The organism is Micromonospora sp. WMMC241, from assembly GCF_027460165.1.
GTDB classification, from domain to species: domain Bacteria; phylum Actinomycetota; class Actinomycetes; order Mycobacteriales; family Micromonosporaceae; genus Micromonospora; species Micromonospora humi.
Window position 1 is genome coordinate 5635517 of the sequence record NZ_JAPZBF010000001.1, and the last position, 18170, is coordinate 5653686.

Genomic DNA, 18170 nt, shown 5'->3' on the forward strand with positions numbered 1-18170 from the left:
GGCCGCCCCCGCCTAACGCGCGGTCGGGGCGAGGCCGGTGACGATCTCGTCGACGACCTCGTCCAGCGGCGTCGGGTCGATGCCGAGCGTGGCGGTGGCGGCGGTGGAGTCCAGCACGAACGGCCGGGCGAACTGGTGCGCCGTCTCGCGCAGTTCCCGGGCGAACGGGTTGACCACGCCGGCCGCCCAGAGCAGCGGGTACGGCATCCGGGTCAGCCGCGGCGCGGGCGCCCCGGCCCGGGTCGCCGTCCGCACGGCCAGCTCCCGCATGGAGACCGCCGGCGTGCTGGGCACGTGCCAGGCCCGTCCCCAGGCCCGCGGGTCGGTCGCGGCGGCGACCAGGGTACGGGCGACGTCCGGGACGTACGTCCAGGTGTGCGGGGCGTCCCAGGCGACCGGCAGGAGCACCCGCTGGCCGGCGAGCACCCGGGGCAGCACCATCATGGCCAGCGACGTGCCGCCGACGCCGATGTAGTCGGAGCCGCGTACCTCGGTGACCCGGGCCCGACCGGCGCGGTGCGCGGCCAGGGCGTCGGTCCACATCCGGTTGCGGACCCGGCCCTTGGTGCCGGTGGCGGCGAGCGGCGTCGCCTCGGTCATCGGCGCGTCGACCGGGCCGTAGCCGTAGAGGTTGCCGACGGTGGCGAGCACCGCGCCGCCGCGTTCGGCGGCGGTGAGCAGCGCGGCGGCCAGCGGCGGCCAGTCCGTCGCCCACCGGTGGTAGGCGGGGTTGGCGCAGTTGTAGAGCGCGACCGCGCCCTCGGTCAGCGCGGTGAGCCGGTCGGCGGCGCCGGCGTCGGCGGCGATCCGCTCGACAGCCGGGTGTTCCGGGCCGGTGCCGCGTCGGGTGACCACCCGCACCCGCTCGCCGCGCTCGGCGAGGAGGCGGGCGGTGGCGGTGCCGACGGGTCCGGCGCCGACGATCACGTGCAGGGCCATGGCAGGTCCACCTTCGCTGAAGCAGTAATCCAAATGGAGAGCGGCGCTCTCGAAGAAGAGCATGACTCGGAAGACGCCCGAAGTCAAGAGCAGTGCTCTCGCTTTTGATTGCCGCTCTCATCCGTGGCAGAGTGAGGGCATGGTCGCTCCCTCGCTCCGCGCCCGGGTCCGCGCCGGCATGATCGAAGAGATCAAGTCGGTCGCCCGCCGTCACCTGGCCACCGACGGCGCCGACCTGTCGCTCCGCGCCGTCGCCCGGGACCTGGGCATGGTCTCCTCGGCGATCTACCGCTACTTCCCCAGCCGCGACGACCTGCTCACCGCGCTGATCCTGGAGGCGTACGACGCGCTCGGCGACGCGGTGGAGGCGGCCGACGCCGCCGCCGACCAGGACGACCTGCGCGGGCGCTGGCACGCCGCCTGCCGGGCCGCCCGCACCTGGGCGCTGGCCCACCCCGCCGAGTACGCGCTGCTCTACGGCAGCCCGGTCCCCGGCTACGCGGCCCCGGACGACACGGTCGCGCCGGCCCAGCGCCCCCCGATGACGTTGCTCGGCATCCTGCGCGACGGGGTCGCCACCGGCCGGCTCGCCCCACCCGGCGAGGACCTGCCCGAGCCGCTGCGCGGCGACGTGGCCGACCTGGTCGACCAGACCGGCGTGGCGCTGCCGCCCGCCCTGATGGCGCGCGGGATGGCCGGCTGGACCCAACTCTTCGGGCTGATCAGCTTCGAACTGTTCGGCCGGATCAACCGGGCGCTGCCGCACCGCGACGAGTACTTCGACCACCAGGTCGGCCTGATGGCCGACCTGCTCGGCCTGCCCTGACGGCGGTCAGCGGGCCGGGCCGGGCCACTGCCCCGCCGACGGCGGGTAGGGCGGGTCCACCGGGTGGGACGGGGGTGGCCAGTACGGCCAGGGCGCCTGCCACGGCTCGATCAGCCGCGCCGCCCGCCAGCCGAGCACCAGCCCCGGCAGCGTGGCCGGCAGGGTGAGCAGGACGGCGATCACGGCGTACACCGGTCGGCCGTGGAGCCACCCGGCGAGCGGCAGCGCGGTCAGCACCAGGGTGAGCGTGGCGGCCAGGAACACCTCGGCGGTCCACCGGCCGGGCGCCCGCCGCGCCCAGTTCGGAATCAGCGCCAACATCGTGCCGCCCAGCAGCAGGAAGGCACACCCGATGGCCGCCGTCGGCGCGACGAGGTCGTCGGTGGTCCAGACCGGCAGCAGCGCCAGCGCGACGAGGAACAGCACCACCAGGAGCGGGAACGACAGCGACAGGCCGTAGCCGGTGGTGTGACCGGCCCGCATCCCCGACACGATCAGCACGAAGGCCGCCAGCGCGAACGCCAGCGTCACGGCCCGCAACGGGTCGTTGTGCCGATCCATCGGCGAGATGGCGTCCAGTGGCGGTGGGTTCGCCCCCCACTGCCCGCCGGTGAACCCGATCCGCTGCCACCGCCCGTCCGCGCCCCGCACCGCGAAGCCGTCCCGGCCGTTGGCGACCAGCACGACGTGCCCCCCGGCGCCGGTGTCCAGCACCGCCAGATCCTGACCGGCGATCCGTTCCCCGTGTGGTCCGGCCTCCTGGTAGCGGGCGTTCAGGAGGGCCCGCTGCTCCTCGGTGACCTGCCAGGACAGGTGCCAGTTCCGGCCGGCGTCGTCGCTGGCCTCCACCCGGATGCGGCCGGGCGTCAACCGGTAGCAGTGCCGCGGCGAAGCCGTCGAGCAGTCCTCCCGGGCTGGCGGCGCCGGGTCCGCCGACCGGGACGTCAGGAGCGCCACCTCGGCGGCCGTGGCGTCCCGCCAGGTCAGCCCGGCGTCCTCGCTGATCCGCCACTGCGAGGCGACGGGACGGCTCTCGGGCCCCCGGCTGTCCGCGATACCGGCCACGAGCCGGCCGTCGACCACGGCCGCGTCGACCGCGTCGGGCGAGTGGAGCGCGCTGGTGGCCGCCACCGCGAACGTCGCCGCCGGCAGCAGCACGAGCAGGCGGACCAGCCGGGCGGAGCGCCGCCCCACCGGGGCGCGCCGGGCCCGATGCCACGCCCATCCGGCCACCGCGAGCGCCGGCAGGGCGAGCAGGTCGGTCCGGTCGGCGCGGACCGACGACGGCCCGCTGACCACGCTCCAGAGATCCGAGGCGGCCGTCGCGGCGTACCCGCTCGTCTTGACCACGGCGAACCCGACGCCGACCGAGCCGAGCGCGACCAGGGCGGCGACCCCGACCCGCAGCCGGGGCGCGACCACCGTGACCAGTACGGCCACCAGAGGCGGCGCGAGCACCAGACCGGCGACGTCGCTCAGCTTGCCGGTGACCGGCCCGGGCCACGCCGCCTTGAGCACGTGGTCGTTGAGCAGCAGGACGAGCAGGGCGAGGACGGTCTCCGGCCGACCCAGCCAGGCCAGCGCCACCCGGGCGCCGTCGGGCGCGGTCGGTCGGTGGCAGGTCATCCGTCCATCGTGGGCACCGGCGGTCTCGGTGCGGCCACGCCACGGTGAGGATCCGGCCTCAGGTGCCGTCGGAGGAGTGGCCGGGGAAGAGGTGGGCGGTCGGATCGATGACGACCGCCGCGTTGTTGACCGCGGTCGCCGCCTCGCCGAAGCCGGTGGCGATCAGGCGCACCTTGCCCGGGTATTCGGTGATGTCGCCGGCCGCGAACACCCGGGGCAGGTTGGTCGCCATCGCGCTGTCCACCAGGATGTGCCGCCGGTCGAGGTCTAGCCCCCACTCGGCCAGCGGGCCCAGGTCGGCGGTGAAGCCGAGTGCGGCCACGACGGTGTCCACCGGCAGCGTCTCCGTGCCGCCGCCGCGTACGGTCAGCTCGGCGCCGGTGACGCGTTCCTCGCCGTACAGCCGGCTCACCTCGGCGTTGACCACGACCCGCACCGGCAGCTCACGGACCCGCTCGACGCTTGCCGCGTGCGCACGGAAGCGGTCCCGCCGGTGCGCCAGGGTCACCGACCGGGCCAGCGGGGCGAGCGTCGCCGCCCAGTCGAAGGCCGAGTCACCACCGCCGACGATGAGCACGTGCCGGTCGGTCAGCTCGGTGGGCTGGGGCACGAAGTAGACGATGCCGGCGCCGGTGAAGCTCTCCGCGACCGGCAGCGGCCGGGGTGTGAAGCTGCCCAGCCCGCCGGTCACCACCACCGCGCCGCACGCCAGCTGCTCACCGCCGGCCAGCCCGAGGACCGGCCGCCCGTCGAGGTAGGACAGCTTCTCCGCACGTACGCCGAGCAGGTATTCGGGGTGGAACGGCGCGGCCTGGGCGACGAGGTTCGTGACCAGTTCCCGCCCCTTGACGGCGGGGAAGCCGGCGACGTCGAGGATCAGCTTCTCCGGGTACATGGCGGTGACCTGCCCGCCCGGCTCGGGCAGCGCGTCGATCACGGCCACCGAGAGCCCTCGGAACCCGGCATAGTAGGCGGCGAAGAGCCCGGCCGGGCCGGCCCCGATCACGGCGACATCGACCTCGCGCATGGCGTACCGTCACTTTCCGCCCGGGATGGATCAACGGGTGCTGATGCCGACGGTAGGCGGACGGGTGGCGGTGGGCAAGCACGTCCCGCCGATGGACGAACGCGTCGTCAGGGGAAGGTGACCGGCGGTGACCCGAGCCGGTCGTGCGCGCCGGTGTCGGACCGACGGCGGAACAGGATCGCCGCGACCACGCCACCGAGCAGCCCGAACAGGTGGCCCTGCCAGGAGATCCGCTCGTCGGTGGGGAGGATGCCCAGCAGCTGCCAGCCGTAGAGCAGGCCGACGAGCAGCACGACGGCGAAGTTCCACCAGCTCCGTTCCACCACGCCCCGGGTGATCAGGATGCCCAGGTAGCCGAAGATCACCCCGCTCGCGCCGACCACCACCGAGGTCGGTGAGCCGGTGAACCATACGCCCAGGCCGCTGACCAGGATGATCACCGCGGTGGACCAGAGGAAGCGGCGGGTGCCGGCCGCCAGCACGAACGTGCCGAGCAGGATCAGCGGGATGCTGTTGCTGTAGAGGTGGTTCCAGCCGGCGTGCAGGAACGGCGAGAAGAAGACCCCGTCCAGGCCCTGGATCCGGTGCGGGATGATGCCCGCGGTGACGTCGAGGTTGAGGCCCAACCCGACGTCGAGCGCCTCGATGAGGAACAGCACCGGCACGACCGCGCACATCGCGACGAAGGCCCGGCCGAGCGACGCGTAGAACGCGTCGGTGCCGAACCGGTTGGGGTCTCCGCCGCGAGGGCTGTCCTGCCAGGTCACCCACCAAGAGCTATCAGTAAATGCGGCCGACCGCCAGTCGAGGGCGGGACGACGACGGCGGGACACGCGGTTCCCCGCGCGCCCCGCCGTCGGTCGGACCGCTCAGTACCAGCCCTCGCTCTGCGACTGCTGCCAGGCGCCGCACGGGGTGTCGTAGCGGCCCTTGATGTAACCGAGGCCCCACTTGATCTGGGTGGCGGCGCTGGTCCGCCAGTCGTCGGCCACCGAGCCCATCTTGCTGCCCGGCACGGCCTGCGGAATTCCGTACGCGCCGGAGCTGCTGTTCGAGGCCTTCACGTTCCAGCCGCTCTCCTTCGTCCAGAGGCGGTCCAGACACGGGAACTGGTCGATGCCGAAGCCCTTGTCGAGCATGATGGCGCAGCCGACCTTGCGGTTGCCGCTGTATTCCGCGCACGAGGCCGGGATCGGCCCGTCGTACGGCTTGGCCTTGGCCTCCGCCGTCGCCTTGGCCTCGGCCTCCGCCGCGTCCCGCTCCTTCTTGCGGTTCGCGGCGGCCGCCTCGGCCGCCTTGGCCCGCTCGGCGGCTTCCTTCGCCGCCGCCGCGGCACGCAGCTTGGCCTGGTATTCCGCGGCCCGCTGCTTCGACGACTGCAGGCGATGGTCGGCCTGCCGTTCGCGCTGGTAGGTGTATTCAGCCTGGTCGACCTGGCGGCCGACCTGCGCGGTCAGACCCTGCTCTTGGGTCTGACGATCTTCGCCCAGGTAGAAACCGCCGGCAACACCCACGGAGAGCAGTGCGACAGCGGCCGTACGGGCGCCGAACCGGCTCCACAGCCGACTCACGAAGTTTCCCTTCGTCGGAGGCAGGGACACGACACCATGCGTGGCCGGGGTCGGCCGCGCCCGGGTGCCGTGAGCGCCCCGCCCCCGGTCTCGACCGGCGCACCGGCACCCGTGGCTCCCGCCGTCCGTGGCGGAGAATGCTCGACGAGTTCCCGGTGCGAATGGGACTCCAGACACTGGAGTTGTCGGTGACGCTCGATGGACACCATCGCGCACGGTGAGGCTGGTGGGAAACGGCAGGGGCCAAAAGTGATCTGCGCCACATATAAAATGCTGATGAAGTAGGACAAAGGGTGCGTCAGCCCGGGATGTCCTCCAGCAGGTCGGTGACCATCGCGGCGATCGGGGATCGCTCCGATCGGCTGAGGGTGACGTGCGCGAAGAGCGGATGCCCCTTCAGCGCCTCGATCACCGCGGTCACGCCGTCGTGCCGGCCCACCCGGAGGTTGTCGCGTTGCGCCACGTCGTGGGTGAGCACCACCCGCGAGCCCTGGCCGATCCGGGACAGCACGGTGAGCAGGACCCCCCGCTCCAACGACTGCGCCTCGTCGACGATGACGAACGCGTCGTGCAGGCTCCGACCCCGGATGTGGGTAAGCGGCAGCACCTCCAGCAGCCCGCGCGAGGTGACCTCCTCCAGCACGTTCTCGTGCACCACCGCGCCCAGCGTGTCGAAGACGGCCTGCGCCCAGGGCGACATCTTCTCCGACTCCGAGCCGGGCAGGTAGCCGAGTTCCTGGCCGCCGACCGCGTAGAGCGGGCGGAAGACGATCACCTTCTTGTGCCGGCGGCGCTCCATCACCGCCTCCAGGCCGGCGCAGAGGGCCAGCGCGGACTTGCCGGTGCCGGCCCGGCCACCCATCGAGACGATGCCGATCGACTCGTCCAGCAGCAGGTCGAGCGCGATCCGCTGCTCCGCCGAGCGCCCGTGCAGGCCGAACGCCTCCCGGTCGCCACGGACCAGCCGCACCGTCTTGTCGGGCAGCACCCGACCGAGCGCGGAACCCCGCGCCGAGTGCAGCACCAGCCCGGTGTGGCACGGCAGCCCCGCGGCGGCGTCGCAGTCCAACGCGTCGCCCGCGTACAGCCGGCCGATCTCCTCCTCGGTCAGCTCCAGCTCGGCCATCCCGGTCCAGGTCGGGTCGCTGGCCTGGCCGTGCCGGTACTCGTCCGCGCGCAGGCCGACCGACGCCGCCTTCACCCGCAGCGGCATGTCCTTGCTGACCAGGGTCACCTCACGCCCCTCGGCGGCGAGGTTGAGCGCCACCGAGAGGATCCGGGCGTCGTTCGACTCGTTGCGGAAGCCGGGCGGCAGCACGCCGTCGTCGGTGTGGTTGAGCTCCACCCGCAGCGTGCCGCCCTGCTCGTTGGCGGGCACCGGCCGGTCCAGCCGGCCGTGGCGCACCCGCAGCTCGTCCAGCATGCGCAGCGACTGGCGGGCGAACCACCCCAGCTCGGGGTGGTGCCGCTTGCCCTCCAACTCGGAGATGACCACCAGCGGCAGCACGACCTCGTGCTCGGCGAAGCGGTGGAACGCCGCCGGGTCGGAGAGCAGGACGGAGGTGTCCAGCACGAAGGCCGGGCCCGCTGGTCGAGGCTCCTCGGTGGCGGCAGCGGCGGCGGTGCGCCGGCTGCGGGTGGTCCGACGGGTGGTGGCGGTCGAGGCCGGGGTCTGGTCGGCACCGGCGGGGGTACGGCGAGTGGTCACAGGCCTGCTCCGCGGATGGGCACCCGGCCACCCGAGTTCCGCCTCTTCCGGTGCCCGGCGGACACGGGGTCGGATGCGGGCCCCGTGCGCGAGGTCGCAGGTCCGGGCTGTCCGGCTGGCCCGGGAAAACCCCGCGCCATGCCTAGACGCTAATCCCCGTGGGCCCGCGCGGCTAGGGGTCCGGGTGGATCACCGATGAACACGGAAGAAAGCGGCCGGGATGCATGCCCCCTGCGCGCATCCCGGCCGGTCAGGAGGGCCGTCAGCCGGAACGGCGGACCAGCGTCCCGGCCCTCGGCCCGGCGGCCGCCGCGGTGAACGAGGACCCGGTGTACGTGGTGCCCGCCCGGGCGGCCGGTCCGCCGCGCCGGGCGGTCGCGGTGACCCGGACCGCCGGGGCGCCGGGCCGGGCGGTGACCGCGGCCGGCACGGCGGTGCCGTCGAACGGCGTGGTCGCCCGACCGACCGACGTCACCACGGTCGGGGCGGGAGCGGACAGCGCCGAGGCGATGGCGGCCTGGGCGTCCCGGCGCCGGCGGTTCCAGGCGCCCCGGTCTCCGTCGAAGTAGCCCTGCCGGTAGCCGAACCGGTAGCCGATCCGATAGCTGAGCTGGCCGTGCAGCCGGCCGGCCGCATAGCAGGTGGAGCCGAGCACCAGGACGAGGACGACGGCGAGAAAGGGGCTCACCGCTCGTCCGCCCCGGGCAGCGGGTCGACCACCAGCAGACGCTCCAGGTCGTCGGTGCCGACCTCCTCGACCAGCTCGACGCTGATCCGGCACCCGTCGAGGATCACCTCGGCGACGGACGCCCGACGGATCTCGCCGCCGGAGTCGTAGACCCGCACGCTCAGTTCCGGACAGCCGAGGTGGGTACGCCAGGCGTCCCACTCCCCGCGGTCGCCGACACTGAGCGAGAGGTAGCGGCAGCCCCGGGCGAGGTAGAGGCGCCACGGGGCGCTCAACCCGGCGGAGACGCCGTCCGCGATCAGACCGAACGCCTGGGCGCGGGTCGCGAGCTCGGTCACGAAACCCCCTCCGCAACCGCGGAGTGACGCATGTGAGCACTCGTCGTCTCAAGCACGTGACACACCGTAAGTTGTCTCATGGGCGTGACAGTATCAGCTTTTCGTGCCGTTGCCGCCGCACTCGTGTCTATCTATTCTGCCCGGGTGAACCCCCTCAGGATCAGCTCTGGATCGTTTACCGGCAAACCCGGATCGGCGTCACGTCGGCGTGACAACAGCGTGCCGAGTCACCTCGGGAGGACCGACTGGTCGTACCGTCACGGGGTGAGTGAGACGGCCAGTGCACGGAAGATCGCCTTCGCCACGTTCGTGCGCCGCGCGCTGGAGGACGCCCGCGCGATGCGGGCCTGGAGCGGCACCGAGGTCTCCCGGCGCACGGGCGTCTCCCGCCAGACCATCAACCGCTGGGTACGCGGCGACTGGGCCAGCGACCCCGAGGCCGAGCGGGTGGTCGCGTTCTGCGAAGGGCTCGGGCTCGACCCGACCACCGCGTTCGCGGCGCTCGGCTGGGACCGGGCGACCGGCCCCCGCGCGGCGCCCACCCCGCCACCGATGGACCCGGACGTCGAGGCGCTGCTGCGCCGACTGGTCGACCCGAACGTCTCCGACGCGGAGAAGTTCCACATTCGAGAAACCATTCGTTACCTCGCATATCGCCCGACTCTTCCGGCGAATGTCCGAAATAGAGGTAAACAAGCCGGCTAGTTCCTCAGATGGCGAAAGAACGGAAGGTCAGTACCGATCGTTTCGCCTCGGGGACGGATCGGACCCGCTAGCGTCCACGTTTGTACTGCTAAGGGCTCGTCGTCGGCGGGGGGACGGGACACAGCCGAACCCAGCCCTGCGGGACAGAAGGAGGGGTCTGTCCATGACCCTGAAATGGATGGCAGTCGTGGTCGCGGTGGTGTCGGTGACATCCTGCGTGACCGGCAACGTGGTGGTCGGCGTGCTGAACGGCGGGCAGCTTCCCCTGGTCGTCAATCTCCTCGCGCTCACCACGGCCGGCACAGCGGTGATCCTCGCCGTCGTCGCCGAGTTGCACGACCGACTCAACGACCGGGTCAGCGCGCTCACCGAGTTCCTGGTGGCGCGGCTCAACGAGATCGAGGCGCACACCGGCGACCGGAACACCGGCTTCGTGGAGGGCTACCTGCTCAGCCACGGGCAGGAGGCGGCCGTGGTGCCGTTCGGGCGCCGGGGAAGAGGAGCCGCCGAACGCTGACCCCTACGTCGCCCCGACGTCACATCTCGGCCACGAATACGCCGCCCGGCGCGGGGTACGCTGTCGCGCGTGCCGCCGTTGAATCTGGGCAACCAGCCGCCGAAGACTCCGTTGGACGCCGAGCACGCCTGGCGTGCCACCGCCGCCCGCGCGGGTGACGTCGTGCTCTTCTTCGACTTCGACGGCACCCTCGCGCCGGTCGACGACGACCCCACCGCGGTCCGGCCCGCGCCGAAGGTGCTCGCCGCGCTGGAGGCGCTCGCCCCACGCGTACGCCGGATCGCCATCGTCTCCGCGCGCCCGGTGGAGTTCCTCCGCGACCAGCTCGGCGGCCTCGCCGGCGTCGACCTCTACGGGCTCTACGGCCTGGAACACAGCCACTCCGGCGGCGAGACGGTCACCGAGCCGGCCGCCCTGCCCTGGGTGCCGACCATGGCCGAGCTGGCCGCACAGGCCGAGGCCGAGCTGCCGCCCGGCGCCCTGGTCGAGTTCAAGCGGCTCTCCGTGGCGCTGCACTGGCGCACCGCCCCGCAGCTCGGCGACGTGGTGCAGGAGTGGGGCCGGGCCCGGGCCGACCGGCTGGGCCTGCGCTGCCAGGCCGGCCGCATGGTGCTGGAGCTGAAGCCCCCGGTCGACCGGGACAAGGGCATGGTCATCGGCGAGACGGTCCGGGACGCCGGCGGCGCCTGGTACTTCGGCGACGACGTCTCCGACATCAAGGCGTTCGCCGCGCTGCGCGCCCGCGCCGCCACCGACCCCGATTTCCTCGGCGTCTGCGTGGCCGTCGCCAACCCGGAGACCGGTCACGAGGTGGCCGACGCCGCCGACCTCACCCTGGACTCCCCCGCCGCCCTGGGCGACTTCCTCACCGCCGCCCTCCCCCACCTGACCTGACAACCCGCCCCGCCCTGCCCTGCTCTGCCCTGCCCTGCCCCGCCCTGGCCCGGCCCGGCCCGGCCCGGCCCGCGATCTTGCACTTGCTGCCCCGGCAAAGCGGGCATAGAGCCCATAATTGGGGCCGAATGTGCAAGATCGACGGCGGCGGGGCGGCGGCCCGCCCCGCCGCGCCGTGGGGAGGGCGGGGTCAGACGCCGTAGCGGCGTTGGCGGGTGGCGTAGGAGCGCAGGGCGCGGAGGAAGTCGACCTTGCGGAAGTCGGGCCAGTTCAGCTCGCAGAAGTAGAACTCCGAGTGCGCGCTCTGCCAGAGCATGAAGCCGGAGAGTCGCTGCTCACCACTGGTCCGGATGATCAGGTCGGGATCGGGCAGACCCTTGGTGTAGAGATGCTCCGAGATGTCGTCGACGTCGATCGTGGTGGCCAACTCCTCGAGGGTGCCACCCTGCGCCGCGTGCTCCAGCAGCAGCGAACGGACCGCGTCGGCGATCTCGCGCCGGCCACCGTACCCGACGGCGATGTTGACCTGGGCCCCGCCGTCGCGGTCCCGGGTGCGCTCGGCGGCGCTCTTCAGCGCGGCCGAGTGCTGCGCCGGCAGCACGTCGAGCGCACCCACCATGCGCAGCCGCCAGGGGTTGCCCTCCTCGGCCAGCTCGCTGGTCAGGTCCTCGATGATCTGGAGCAGCGGGTCCAGCTCGGCGGCCGGCCGGGAGAGGTTGTCGGTGGAGAGCAACCAGAGCGTGACGTGCCCGACGCCGGCCGCGTCGCACCAGCGGAGCAGCTCCTTGATCCGCTCGGCGCCCATCCGGTGGCCGTCGTTCGGATCGACGAAGCCCATCTCCCGGGCCCACCTGCGGTTGCCGTCGCACATCACGCCGACGTGCGCGGGCACGGGTTTACCCGCGAGCTTCGCCGTCAGCCGGCGCTCGTACACGGAGTAGAGAAGTTTCCGCAGAGTCATCACCTTGCAGGGTAGCGACCCCCGGGAAAGATCAGTGCCGCGGTGGCGCATCGCGGGACGGCCTGTCGTTTCCGGCCCGGCGGGGACGCGGCACCCCGGCGGCGATCGCGGCCAGCGTGCGGGCGTCCAGGCGGCCGTCGCCGAGCCCCAGCTCCACCACCGTCCGGTAGACCCGCTCGTCCCGGCCGGCCGCGCCGACCACCGCGTCCACCACCCACTGCCGCCGTGCCAGCCAGGCCGCCGCCGAGCTGTGCCGCAGGTGGGTGCCGAGCCGGTCCCGCAGGGTCGCCGCGTAGCGGCGGGCCGCGTCGGCGGGTGCGCCGGCCGCCGCCGCGCCGGCCAGCGCGCCGGAGCGCAGGGCGTAGAAGATGCCCTCGCCGGTGAACGGGTTGATCAACGACAGCGCGTCTCCGGCCAGCACCACCCGACCCCGGCCGGGCGCCGGCCGGTGCGTGGAGAGCGGCAGGTGGTGCGCCCGCAGGTCGGTCACCGTGGTCGGGTCGGTGCCGGGCAGCAGGGCGGCCATCCGGTCCAGCAGGTGCGCACGGGTCAGCGGCTCGCCGCGCAGCACCTCCCCGTACCCGACGTTCGCGCGCCCGTCGCCGATCGGAAAGGCCCAGGCGTACGCGGGCCAGCGCGCGCCCGACGTGACGATGAGCTGCTCGGGTGGGCCGGGCGGCGCGGGCGCGTAGCCCCGGATGGCGAGCGCGAGGTGCCGGTCCGGGTTCACCGGAGACCCGAGCGCCCGCCGCAGCACCGATCCCGCGCCGTCCGCCCCGACCACCGCCCGGGCGGCCAGTTCCCCGTCGAGGACCACCCGGTCGGCGGTCACCTCCACCCGGCGTACGGTGTGCCGCCGCAACTCCGCCCCGCTCTCCACCGCGGCCCGGACCAGCCGCGCGTCGAACACCCGTCGGGGCACCGTGTAGGCGGGCCGGGGCAGGGCCCGGGCCACCGTGCCACCACCCGGCCCGACCAGGCGCAGCGCCGGCAGGGGCGGGTAGCCGTCGACGGCGTCGGTCACCCCGAGCTCGGCGAGGACGTCCAGCGCGTGCGCGGCGATGCCGTCGCCGCACGCCTTGTCGCGCGGGAAGTCGTACCTGTCGAGCAGCAGGACCCGCGCCGCCCCGGCCCGCCGCGCGGCCAGTGCGGCAGCCGCCCCCGCCGGCCCCGCCCCCACCACCACGACGTCCCACACGGAACCACCCACCCCCACATCCTCCTCCCCTGACCCCGTCCCTCCCGCCCACCGCGCCCGCCCAGATCCGTCGATCATGAAGTTGGCGGCAGCTTTGATCTCCGTTGGTGCCGCCAACTTCATGATCACCGGGTCGGGCTGGGGCGGGCGGGCTGGGCGGGGTTAGGGGGTGGAGCGGTTTATGGAGTAGAGGCAGAGGGCGGCGGCGGTGACCAGGGGGGCGCCGTCGCGGATCAGGCCGTCGGCGCCGAGCAGCCACCAGCAGAGCGGGAGGTCGAGCGCGAGCACGCCCAAGGTCACCAACACCAGCGCCCGGCGGGCCCAGTCCTTGCCGCGCAGCAGGAAGGCGGTGCAGAACAGCACCGCGTAGCTGGCCGCGATGCCGGCGCCGAACCAGACGAGCAGTGCGGGTACGGCGACGGCGCCCCGGTCCCGCACCGACCCGATCGCCACCAGCGCGGGCACCAGCATCAGCGGGCTGTAGGTGAACGCGGCGACCCGGGCGGTGAGCAGCCAGCCGTTGGCCTGCGGGCGCTTCGGCGTGACCTCACGCCAGGAGATCGTCCCGCCCTCGACCACCAGGCCCTTGCGGTGGCGGACCAGGTGGGCGCGGACCGCCTCGGAGCGGTAGAGCAGCACCACCACGGCGACACAGAGCGCGGTGAGCGCGGCGAAGCCGAGCAGGCCGGGCAGCGCGGGCACCCCGGCCCGCGGCACGACGAGCCGGCCCACCGCGAAGATCGTGGTCACCGCCAGGATCAGCCCGAACGGCCGGGCCGCCACCCGACCCCGGTTGACGTGCCCGATCAGGATCAGGAAGCCGAGCGACCGGAGCATCGCCCAACCGGTGCGTACGGCGAGGCCGAACTCCTGCTCCGGGGCGTACCAGTAATTGAGCAGCTCGACCACGACGGTGGCCCCCGCGGTCACGGCGAGCAGCGTGGTCAGCGCCCGGACGGCGGACGGCCGCCGGACCTCGACAGGTTCGGCGGCCGTCCTCATGGCATCCGGTCTTGCCCGGTGCGGGCAATCGGCACACCTGCTACTTCTGCGGCTCCGCGTCCAGGCGGGCGCGCAGCGCGTCCAACTCGGCCCAGAGCACGCCGGGGAGCTTGTCCCCGAACTTCTCGAACCACTCGGTGACCAGCGGCAGTTCCTTGCGCCACTCCTCCGGGTCGACCTTGAGGGCGATCCGGACGTCCTCCGGGGTCATGTCGAGGCCCTCGACGTCCAGCGCGTCCTGCGCCGGGACCATGCCGATCGGGGTCTCCACGGCCTCGGCCCGGCCCTCCAGCCGCTCGATGACCCACTTGAGCACGCGGGAGTTCTCACCGAAGCCCGGCCAGAGGAAGCTGCCCTCGGCGTCCTTGCGGAACCAGTTCACGTAGTAGATCTTGGGCAGCTTGGCCTCGTCGCCATCGGTGCCCTTGCCCATCTCGATCCAGTGCCGGAAGTAGTCACCGCCGTGGTAGCCGATGAACGGCAGCATGGCCATCGGGTCGCGGCGCACCACGCCGACCGCGCCGGACGCGGCAGCAGTGGTCTCCGAGGAGAGCGTGGCGCCCATGTAGACACCGTGCACCCAGTCCCGCGCCTCGGTGACCAGCGGGACGGTGTCCCGGCGCCGGCCGCCGAACAGGATCGCGTCGATCGGCACGCCGTTCGGGTCGAAGTAGTCGTCGGCCAGGATCGGGCACTGCGTGATCGGGGTGCAGAACCGGCTGTTCGCGTGCGAGGAGAGGCCCTCGCTCTCCGGCGTCCAGTCGTTGCCCTTCCAGTCGATCAGGTGCGCCGGCGGCTCACCCATGCCCTCCCACCAGATGTCACCGTCGTCGGTGAGGGCCACGTTGGTGAAGACCGAGTTGCCGCGGTCGAGCGTCCGCATGGCGTTGGCGTTGGTCTTCCAGTCGGTGCCGGGCGCCACGCCGAAGAGGCCGTACTCCGGGTTGATCGCGTAGAGGCGGCCGTCCGGGCCGAACCGCATCCAGGCGATGTCGTCACCGATGGTCTCGACCTTCCAGCCCGGGATGGTCGGCTCCAGCATCGCCAGGTTGGTCTTGCCGCAGGCCGAGGGGAAGGCGCCGGCAATGTGGTAGACCTTGCCCTCGGGCGAGGTGATCTTGAGGATCAGCATGTGCTCGGCGAGCCAGCCCTCGTCGCGGCCCATCACGCTGGCGATCCGCAGCGAGTAGCACTTCTTGCCGAGCAGCGAGTTGCCGCCGTAGCCGGAGCCGTAGGACCAGATCTCCCGGCTCTCCGGGAAGTGCGAGATGTACTTGGTCTCGTTGCACGGCCAGGCCACGTCCTGCTGGCCCGGGGCCAGCGGCGCGCCGATGGAGTGCAGCGCGTGCACGAAGTCGGCGTCGTCGCCCATCGCCTCCAGGATCGCCGACCCCATCCGGGTCATGATCCGCATCGAGGCGACCACGTACGGGCTGTCGGTGATCTCGACGCCGAACATCGGGTTCTCCGCCTCGACGGGACCCATGCAGAACGGGATGACGTACATGGTGCGACCGCGCATGCTGCCGCGGTAGAGCTCCGTCATCGTCCGCTTCATCTCGGCCGGCGCCATCCAGTTGTTGGTGGGGCCGGCGTCCGCCTCGTCGACGGAGCAGATGAAGGTGCGCTCCTCGACCCGGGCGACGTCCGTCGGGTCGGTCCGCGCGTAGAACGAGTTGGGCTTCTTCTCGGGGTTCAGCCGGATCAGGGTGCCGTTCTCGACGAGCTCGTCGGTGAGGCGACGCCACTCCTCGTCGGACCCGTCCACCCAGACCACCCGCTCGGGGGTGGTCAGTTCCGCGACCTCACGAACCCAGGCGAGCAGTTTGGGGTGGGACGTCGGGGCCTGATCGATACCCCGAACAGCAGCCGGAGCAACCATGTCACATCTCCTTGTGGTCGACGCTGACCGATCTATGGGATGCACGAGTTCTGGCGGGCGAGGCGCCGCCGTCGTGGAAACCTGGGATTGGGCTCAGCGTAAACCGGGCTGCCTCGCCAGTCAGTGGGACTGGTTGTGAAGAACTGCACAAGGTACGGCCACGCTGCGGCATCGCGATCTGATACCCGCTTTCGCGCGCAGTTTCACGCAAATCCTGCGGTGAACCTCCGTCGCTCCGGCCCGCGCAAGCGTGATTGCGGGATTTCCCACTCTGCGGCCGAACGGGCCGCCAGGTGCCGAAGTTGCGTGGCCGACTCGCCGTTGCAGTCGGTCCGGGTTGGGCGCAACCGGTACTCTCTGCGGGTGGCCGCGACGATGACCGGGGACCAACCGGGGGCTCCGGAGACCCGTCGGGGTCCGATCGGAGCCCTCCTCCACCGCTTCGGTCACCTCATCCACGAGCTGAGCAAGTTCGCCACCGTGGGTGGCGTCGCCTTCCTCGTCGACTTCGCGCTCTTCAACTACCTGTCGAGCGGTCGCGGCATGCCACCGCTGGTGGCGAAGACCATCTCCACCGTGATCGCCGCGACGGTGGCCTTCCTCGGCAACCGGTTCTGGACCTGGCGGCACCGGCAGCGCTCCCACCCCGCCCGCGAGTACGCGCTGTTCTTCTTCTTCAACGCGGTGGGTCTCGGCATCGCGATCGCCGTCCTGGCGCTCAGCCACTACGGGCTCGGCGCGCTCTGGCCGCGGGTGTTCCAGACGCCGCTGGCCGACAACATCGCCAGCTTCGTCGTCGGCACCGGCCTGGGCACCCTGTTCCGGTTCTGGTCGTACCGACGGTTCGTCTTCGTCGAGGCGGGAACACTCCCCGTTCCGGCACCGAGCCACGACCGAGAGTCCGGGGCGTGACGCACCGCCCATCCCGACCCGCTGGGCCCAGCCGGCCCCGCCCACTGCCCTAAGGTGTTTCGCATGCCTGGAGTCCGTCTGCTGCCCGAGCGCTGGCAGAAGTTCATCCACGAGGCGCTCAAATTCGGCATCGTCGGTGGCATCAACACCGTCATCAATTACGCGGTGTTCAATGCGCTGGCACTCACGGTTTTCCGGGACGGTCAGCTCAAGGCGACCGTGATCGCCACCATCGTCGCGACGATCACGTCGTATCTGATGAATCGGCACTGGACGTACCGGGATCGACCGAAATCCGCACTACGGCGCGAATACATCCTTTTCTTCCTGTTCAACGGCGCCGGTCTGATCATCGAACTCGGCGTCCTGGCCCTGGCGAAGTACGGCATGGGCGTGCACGGCCTGCTGGCGTTGAACGTGGCGAAGACCGTCGGCGTCCTGCTCGCCACCCTGTTCCGCTTCTGGTCCTACCGGACGTTCGTCTTCCAGCCGGTGCCGAAGCACGCGGAGGAGACCTGGCACGCCGTCCCCCGCGACGAGTGGGACAACGTCGCCGAGATGGACCCGGTCGCCGAGCTGGCCGAGTCCGTCAGCGAACTGGAGGAGGAGGAGCCGCCCCTGGGCGCGAACCGCCACGGGAGCGACTACACCCCGCCGCAGGGTCGCGCGGCACCGGCCGACGCGGCCCTGGGCGGTGCGCTCGCGGCCGACCTGGACGCCGAACTCGCCGCCGAACTGCGGCCCCGCCGCGCCCGCCGCTGAGTCTCCCGATCCCCGGTCAGGACGGGTCGCGCAGGGACTTGCCCTCGGCCATGTCGGCCAGGATCTCGCGCATCTCGCCGTCACCCAGGCTGTGCTTGTCGTGGTGCGCCTCGACCAGCTCGTAGAGCTTCGTCTGCACCCGGTCTACGTGCGGCACGTCGGCGAGCACCGACTGGCCCCGCTCGCCGGCCGACTCGATGGTCAGCGTGCCGCAGCCGAGGATCCGCTCCACGAACCGCTGGTGCATGGCGTGGTCGTTGATCCGGGTCAGTGGCAGGTCCCGCCGGTTGCGGGAGAACACCCCCTCCTGGAGGAGCACCCGCTCGTTGGTGAAGAGGTAGTGCGTGGTGCGCCAGACCAGGAACGGCCACAGGCCCAACCACAACGCCAGCACCAGGCCGAGCCCGGCGATGGCGTAGAGCGCGATCGTGCCGCCGTCACCGTCGGGCAGCAGGAGCCAGCCGGCGACCACCGCCGCGACGGTGAGCGCCAGCACCAGGATCGGCCGGATCAGGGCCTTCCAGTGCGGGTGCAGGTGCAGCACGACGTGCTCGTCCTCGGTGAGCACGTCTTCGGGGAACGCCACTTCGAACCTCCTCGCGGGAACCGGACGC

General features: G+C 72.2%; 19 protein-coding genes. 6 read left to right on the forward strand and 13 right to left on the reverse strand.

Features of this window, described 5'->3' with window-relative positions; genetic code table 11:
- Positions 1–12: 12 nt before the first annotated feature.
- Positions 13–939, reverse strand: coding sequence for an NAD-dependent epimerase/dehydratase family protein (locus tag O7598_RS25375; protein ID WP_269693772.1), 927 nt, complete (start codon positions 937–939; stop codon positions 13–15).
- Between the two features lie 139 nt (positions 940–1078).
- Between O7598_RS25375 and O7598_RS25380 the strand changes: the two genes are divergently transcribed.
- On the forward strand, positions 1079–1765 hold the full coding sequence (locus tag O7598_RS25380; protein WP_269693773.1) for a TetR/AcrR family transcriptional regulator: 687 nt from the start codon (positions 1079–1081) through the stop codon (positions 1763–1765).
- Positions 1766–1771: 6 nt separating this feature from the next.
- Here O7598_RS25380 and O7598_RS25385 read toward each other — a convergent pair whose 3' ends face one another.
- The 7 genes from O7598_RS25385 to O7598_RS25415 form a co-directional block, all read right to left on the reverse strand.
- On the reverse strand, positions 1772–3391 hold the full coding sequence (locus O7598_RS25385) for a hypothetical protein (protein ID WP_269693774.1): 1620 nt from the start codon (positions 3389–3391) through the stop codon (positions 1772–1774).
- A 58-nt stretch (positions 3392–3449) separates the two neighbouring features.
- A complete protein-coding gene (locus O7598_RS25390; RefSeq protein WP_269693775.1) occupies positions 3450–4418 on the reverse strand; it encodes an NAD(P)/FAD-dependent oxidoreductase in 969 nt (322 codons plus the stop codon).
- Between the two features lie 107 nt (positions 4419–4525).
- A complete protein-coding gene (locus O7598_RS25395) occupies positions 4526–5185 on the reverse strand; it encodes a rhomboid family intramembrane serine protease (protein WP_269693776.1) in 660 nt (219 codons plus the stop codon).
- 102 nt (positions 5186–5287) lie between these two features.
- The gene (locus tag O7598_RS25400; RefSeq protein WP_175441274.1) at positions 5288–5989 is read right to left on the reverse strand and encodes a lytic transglycosylase domain-containing protein; all 702 of its coding nucleotides are present in this window, start codon (positions 5987–5989) and stop codon (positions 5288–5290) included.
- Positions 5990–6287: 298 nt separating this feature from the next.
- A complete protein-coding gene (locus O7598_RS25405; protein ID WP_091060775.1) occupies positions 6288–7697 on the reverse strand; it encodes a PhoH family protein in 1410 nt (469 codons plus the stop codon).
- 262 nt (positions 7698–7959) lie between these two features.
- A complete protein-coding gene (locus O7598_RS25410; protein ID WP_269693777.1) occupies positions 7960–8385 on the reverse strand; it encodes a hypothetical protein in 426 nt (141 codons plus the stop codon).
- Positions 8382–8723 carry a hypothetical protein gene (locus O7598_RS25415; RefSeq protein ID WP_091060782.1) on the reverse strand — a complete coding sequence of 114 codons (342 nt, stop codon included), beginning with the start codon at positions 8721–8723 and terminating at the stop codon, positions 8382–8384. Before O7598_RS25415 ends, O7598_RS25410 begins: the two co-directional genes overlap by 4 nt.
- Before the next feature lie 264 nt (positions 8724–8987).
- On the opposite strand from O7598_RS25415, the gene O7598_RS25420 reads away from it, so the two are divergent.
- The 3 genes from O7598_RS25420 to otsB all read left to right on the forward strand — a co-directional run bounded on the left by O7598_RS25420 (position 8988) and on the right by otsB (position 10839).
- Positions 8988–9428 (forward strand): XRE family transcriptional regulator, encoded by a 441-nt coding sequence (locus O7598_RS25420; RefSeq protein WP_269693778.1) that lies wholly within the window; start codon positions 8988–8990, stop codon positions 9426–9428.
- 163 nt (positions 9429–9591) lie between these two features.
- On the forward strand, positions 9592–9945 hold the full coding sequence (locus O7598_RS25425; protein ID WP_269693779.1) for a hypothetical protein: 354 nt from the start codon (positions 9592–9594) through the stop codon (positions 9943–9945).
- 69 nt (positions 9946–10014) lie between these two features.
- Positions 10015–10839 (forward strand): trehalose-phosphatase, encoded by an 825-nt coding sequence (gene otsB / locus O7598_RS25430; protein ID WP_269693780.1) that lies wholly within the window; start codon positions 10015–10017, stop codon positions 10837–10839.
- Positions 10840–11029: 190 nt separating this feature from the next.
- Here otsB and O7598_RS25435 read toward each other — a convergent pair whose 3' ends face one another.
- The 4 genes from O7598_RS25435 to O7598_RS25450 all read right to left on the reverse strand — a co-directional run bounded on the left by O7598_RS25435 (position 11030) and on the right by O7598_RS25450 (position 15882).
- Positions 11030–11800: an isoprenyl transferase gene (locus O7598_RS25435; RefSeq protein WP_091060797.1), complete on the reverse strand. Its 771-nt coding sequence runs from the start codon at positions 11798–11800 to the stop codon at positions 11030–11032.
- Between the two features lie 31 nt (positions 11801–11831).
- On the reverse strand, positions 11832–13076 hold the full coding sequence (locus O7598_RS25440; protein ID WP_442929892.1) for a geranylgeranyl reductase family protein: 1245 nt from the start codon (positions 13074–13076) through the stop codon (positions 11832–11834).
- An 84-nt stretch (positions 13077–13160) separates the two neighbouring features.
- On the reverse strand, positions 13161–14000 hold the full coding sequence (locus tag O7598_RS25445; RefSeq protein ID WP_269693781.1) for a hypothetical protein: 840 nt from the start codon (positions 13998–14000) through the stop codon (positions 13161–13163).
- 40 nt (positions 14001–14040) lie between these two features.
- On the reverse strand, positions 14041–15882 hold the full coding sequence (locus O7598_RS25450; RefSeq protein ID WP_269693782.1) for a phosphoenolpyruvate carboxykinase (GTP): 1842 nt from the start codon (positions 15880–15882) through the stop codon (positions 14041–14043).
- A gap of 375 nt (positions 15883–16257) precedes the next feature.
- Between O7598_RS25450 and O7598_RS25455 the strand changes: the two genes are divergently transcribed.
- Positions 16258–16794, forward strand: coding sequence for a GtrA family protein (locus O7598_RS25455; RefSeq protein ID WP_332367411.1), 537 nt, complete (start codon positions 16258–16260; stop codon positions 16792–16794).
- 63 nt (positions 16795–16857) lie between these two features.
- The gene (locus tag O7598_RS25460) at positions 16858–17556 is read left to right on the forward strand and encodes a GtrA family protein (protein ID WP_269693784.1); all 699 of its coding nucleotides are present in this window, start codon (positions 16858–16860) and stop codon (positions 17554–17556) included.
- Between the two features lie 16 nt (positions 17557–17572).
- Here O7598_RS25460 and O7598_RS25465 read toward each other — a convergent pair whose 3' ends face one another.
- On the reverse strand, positions 17573–18142 hold the full coding sequence (locus O7598_RS25465) for a PH domain-containing protein (RefSeq protein ID WP_269693785.1): 570 nt from the start codon (positions 18140–18142) through the stop codon (positions 17573–17575).
- Positions 18143–18170: the final 28 nt, after the last annotated feature.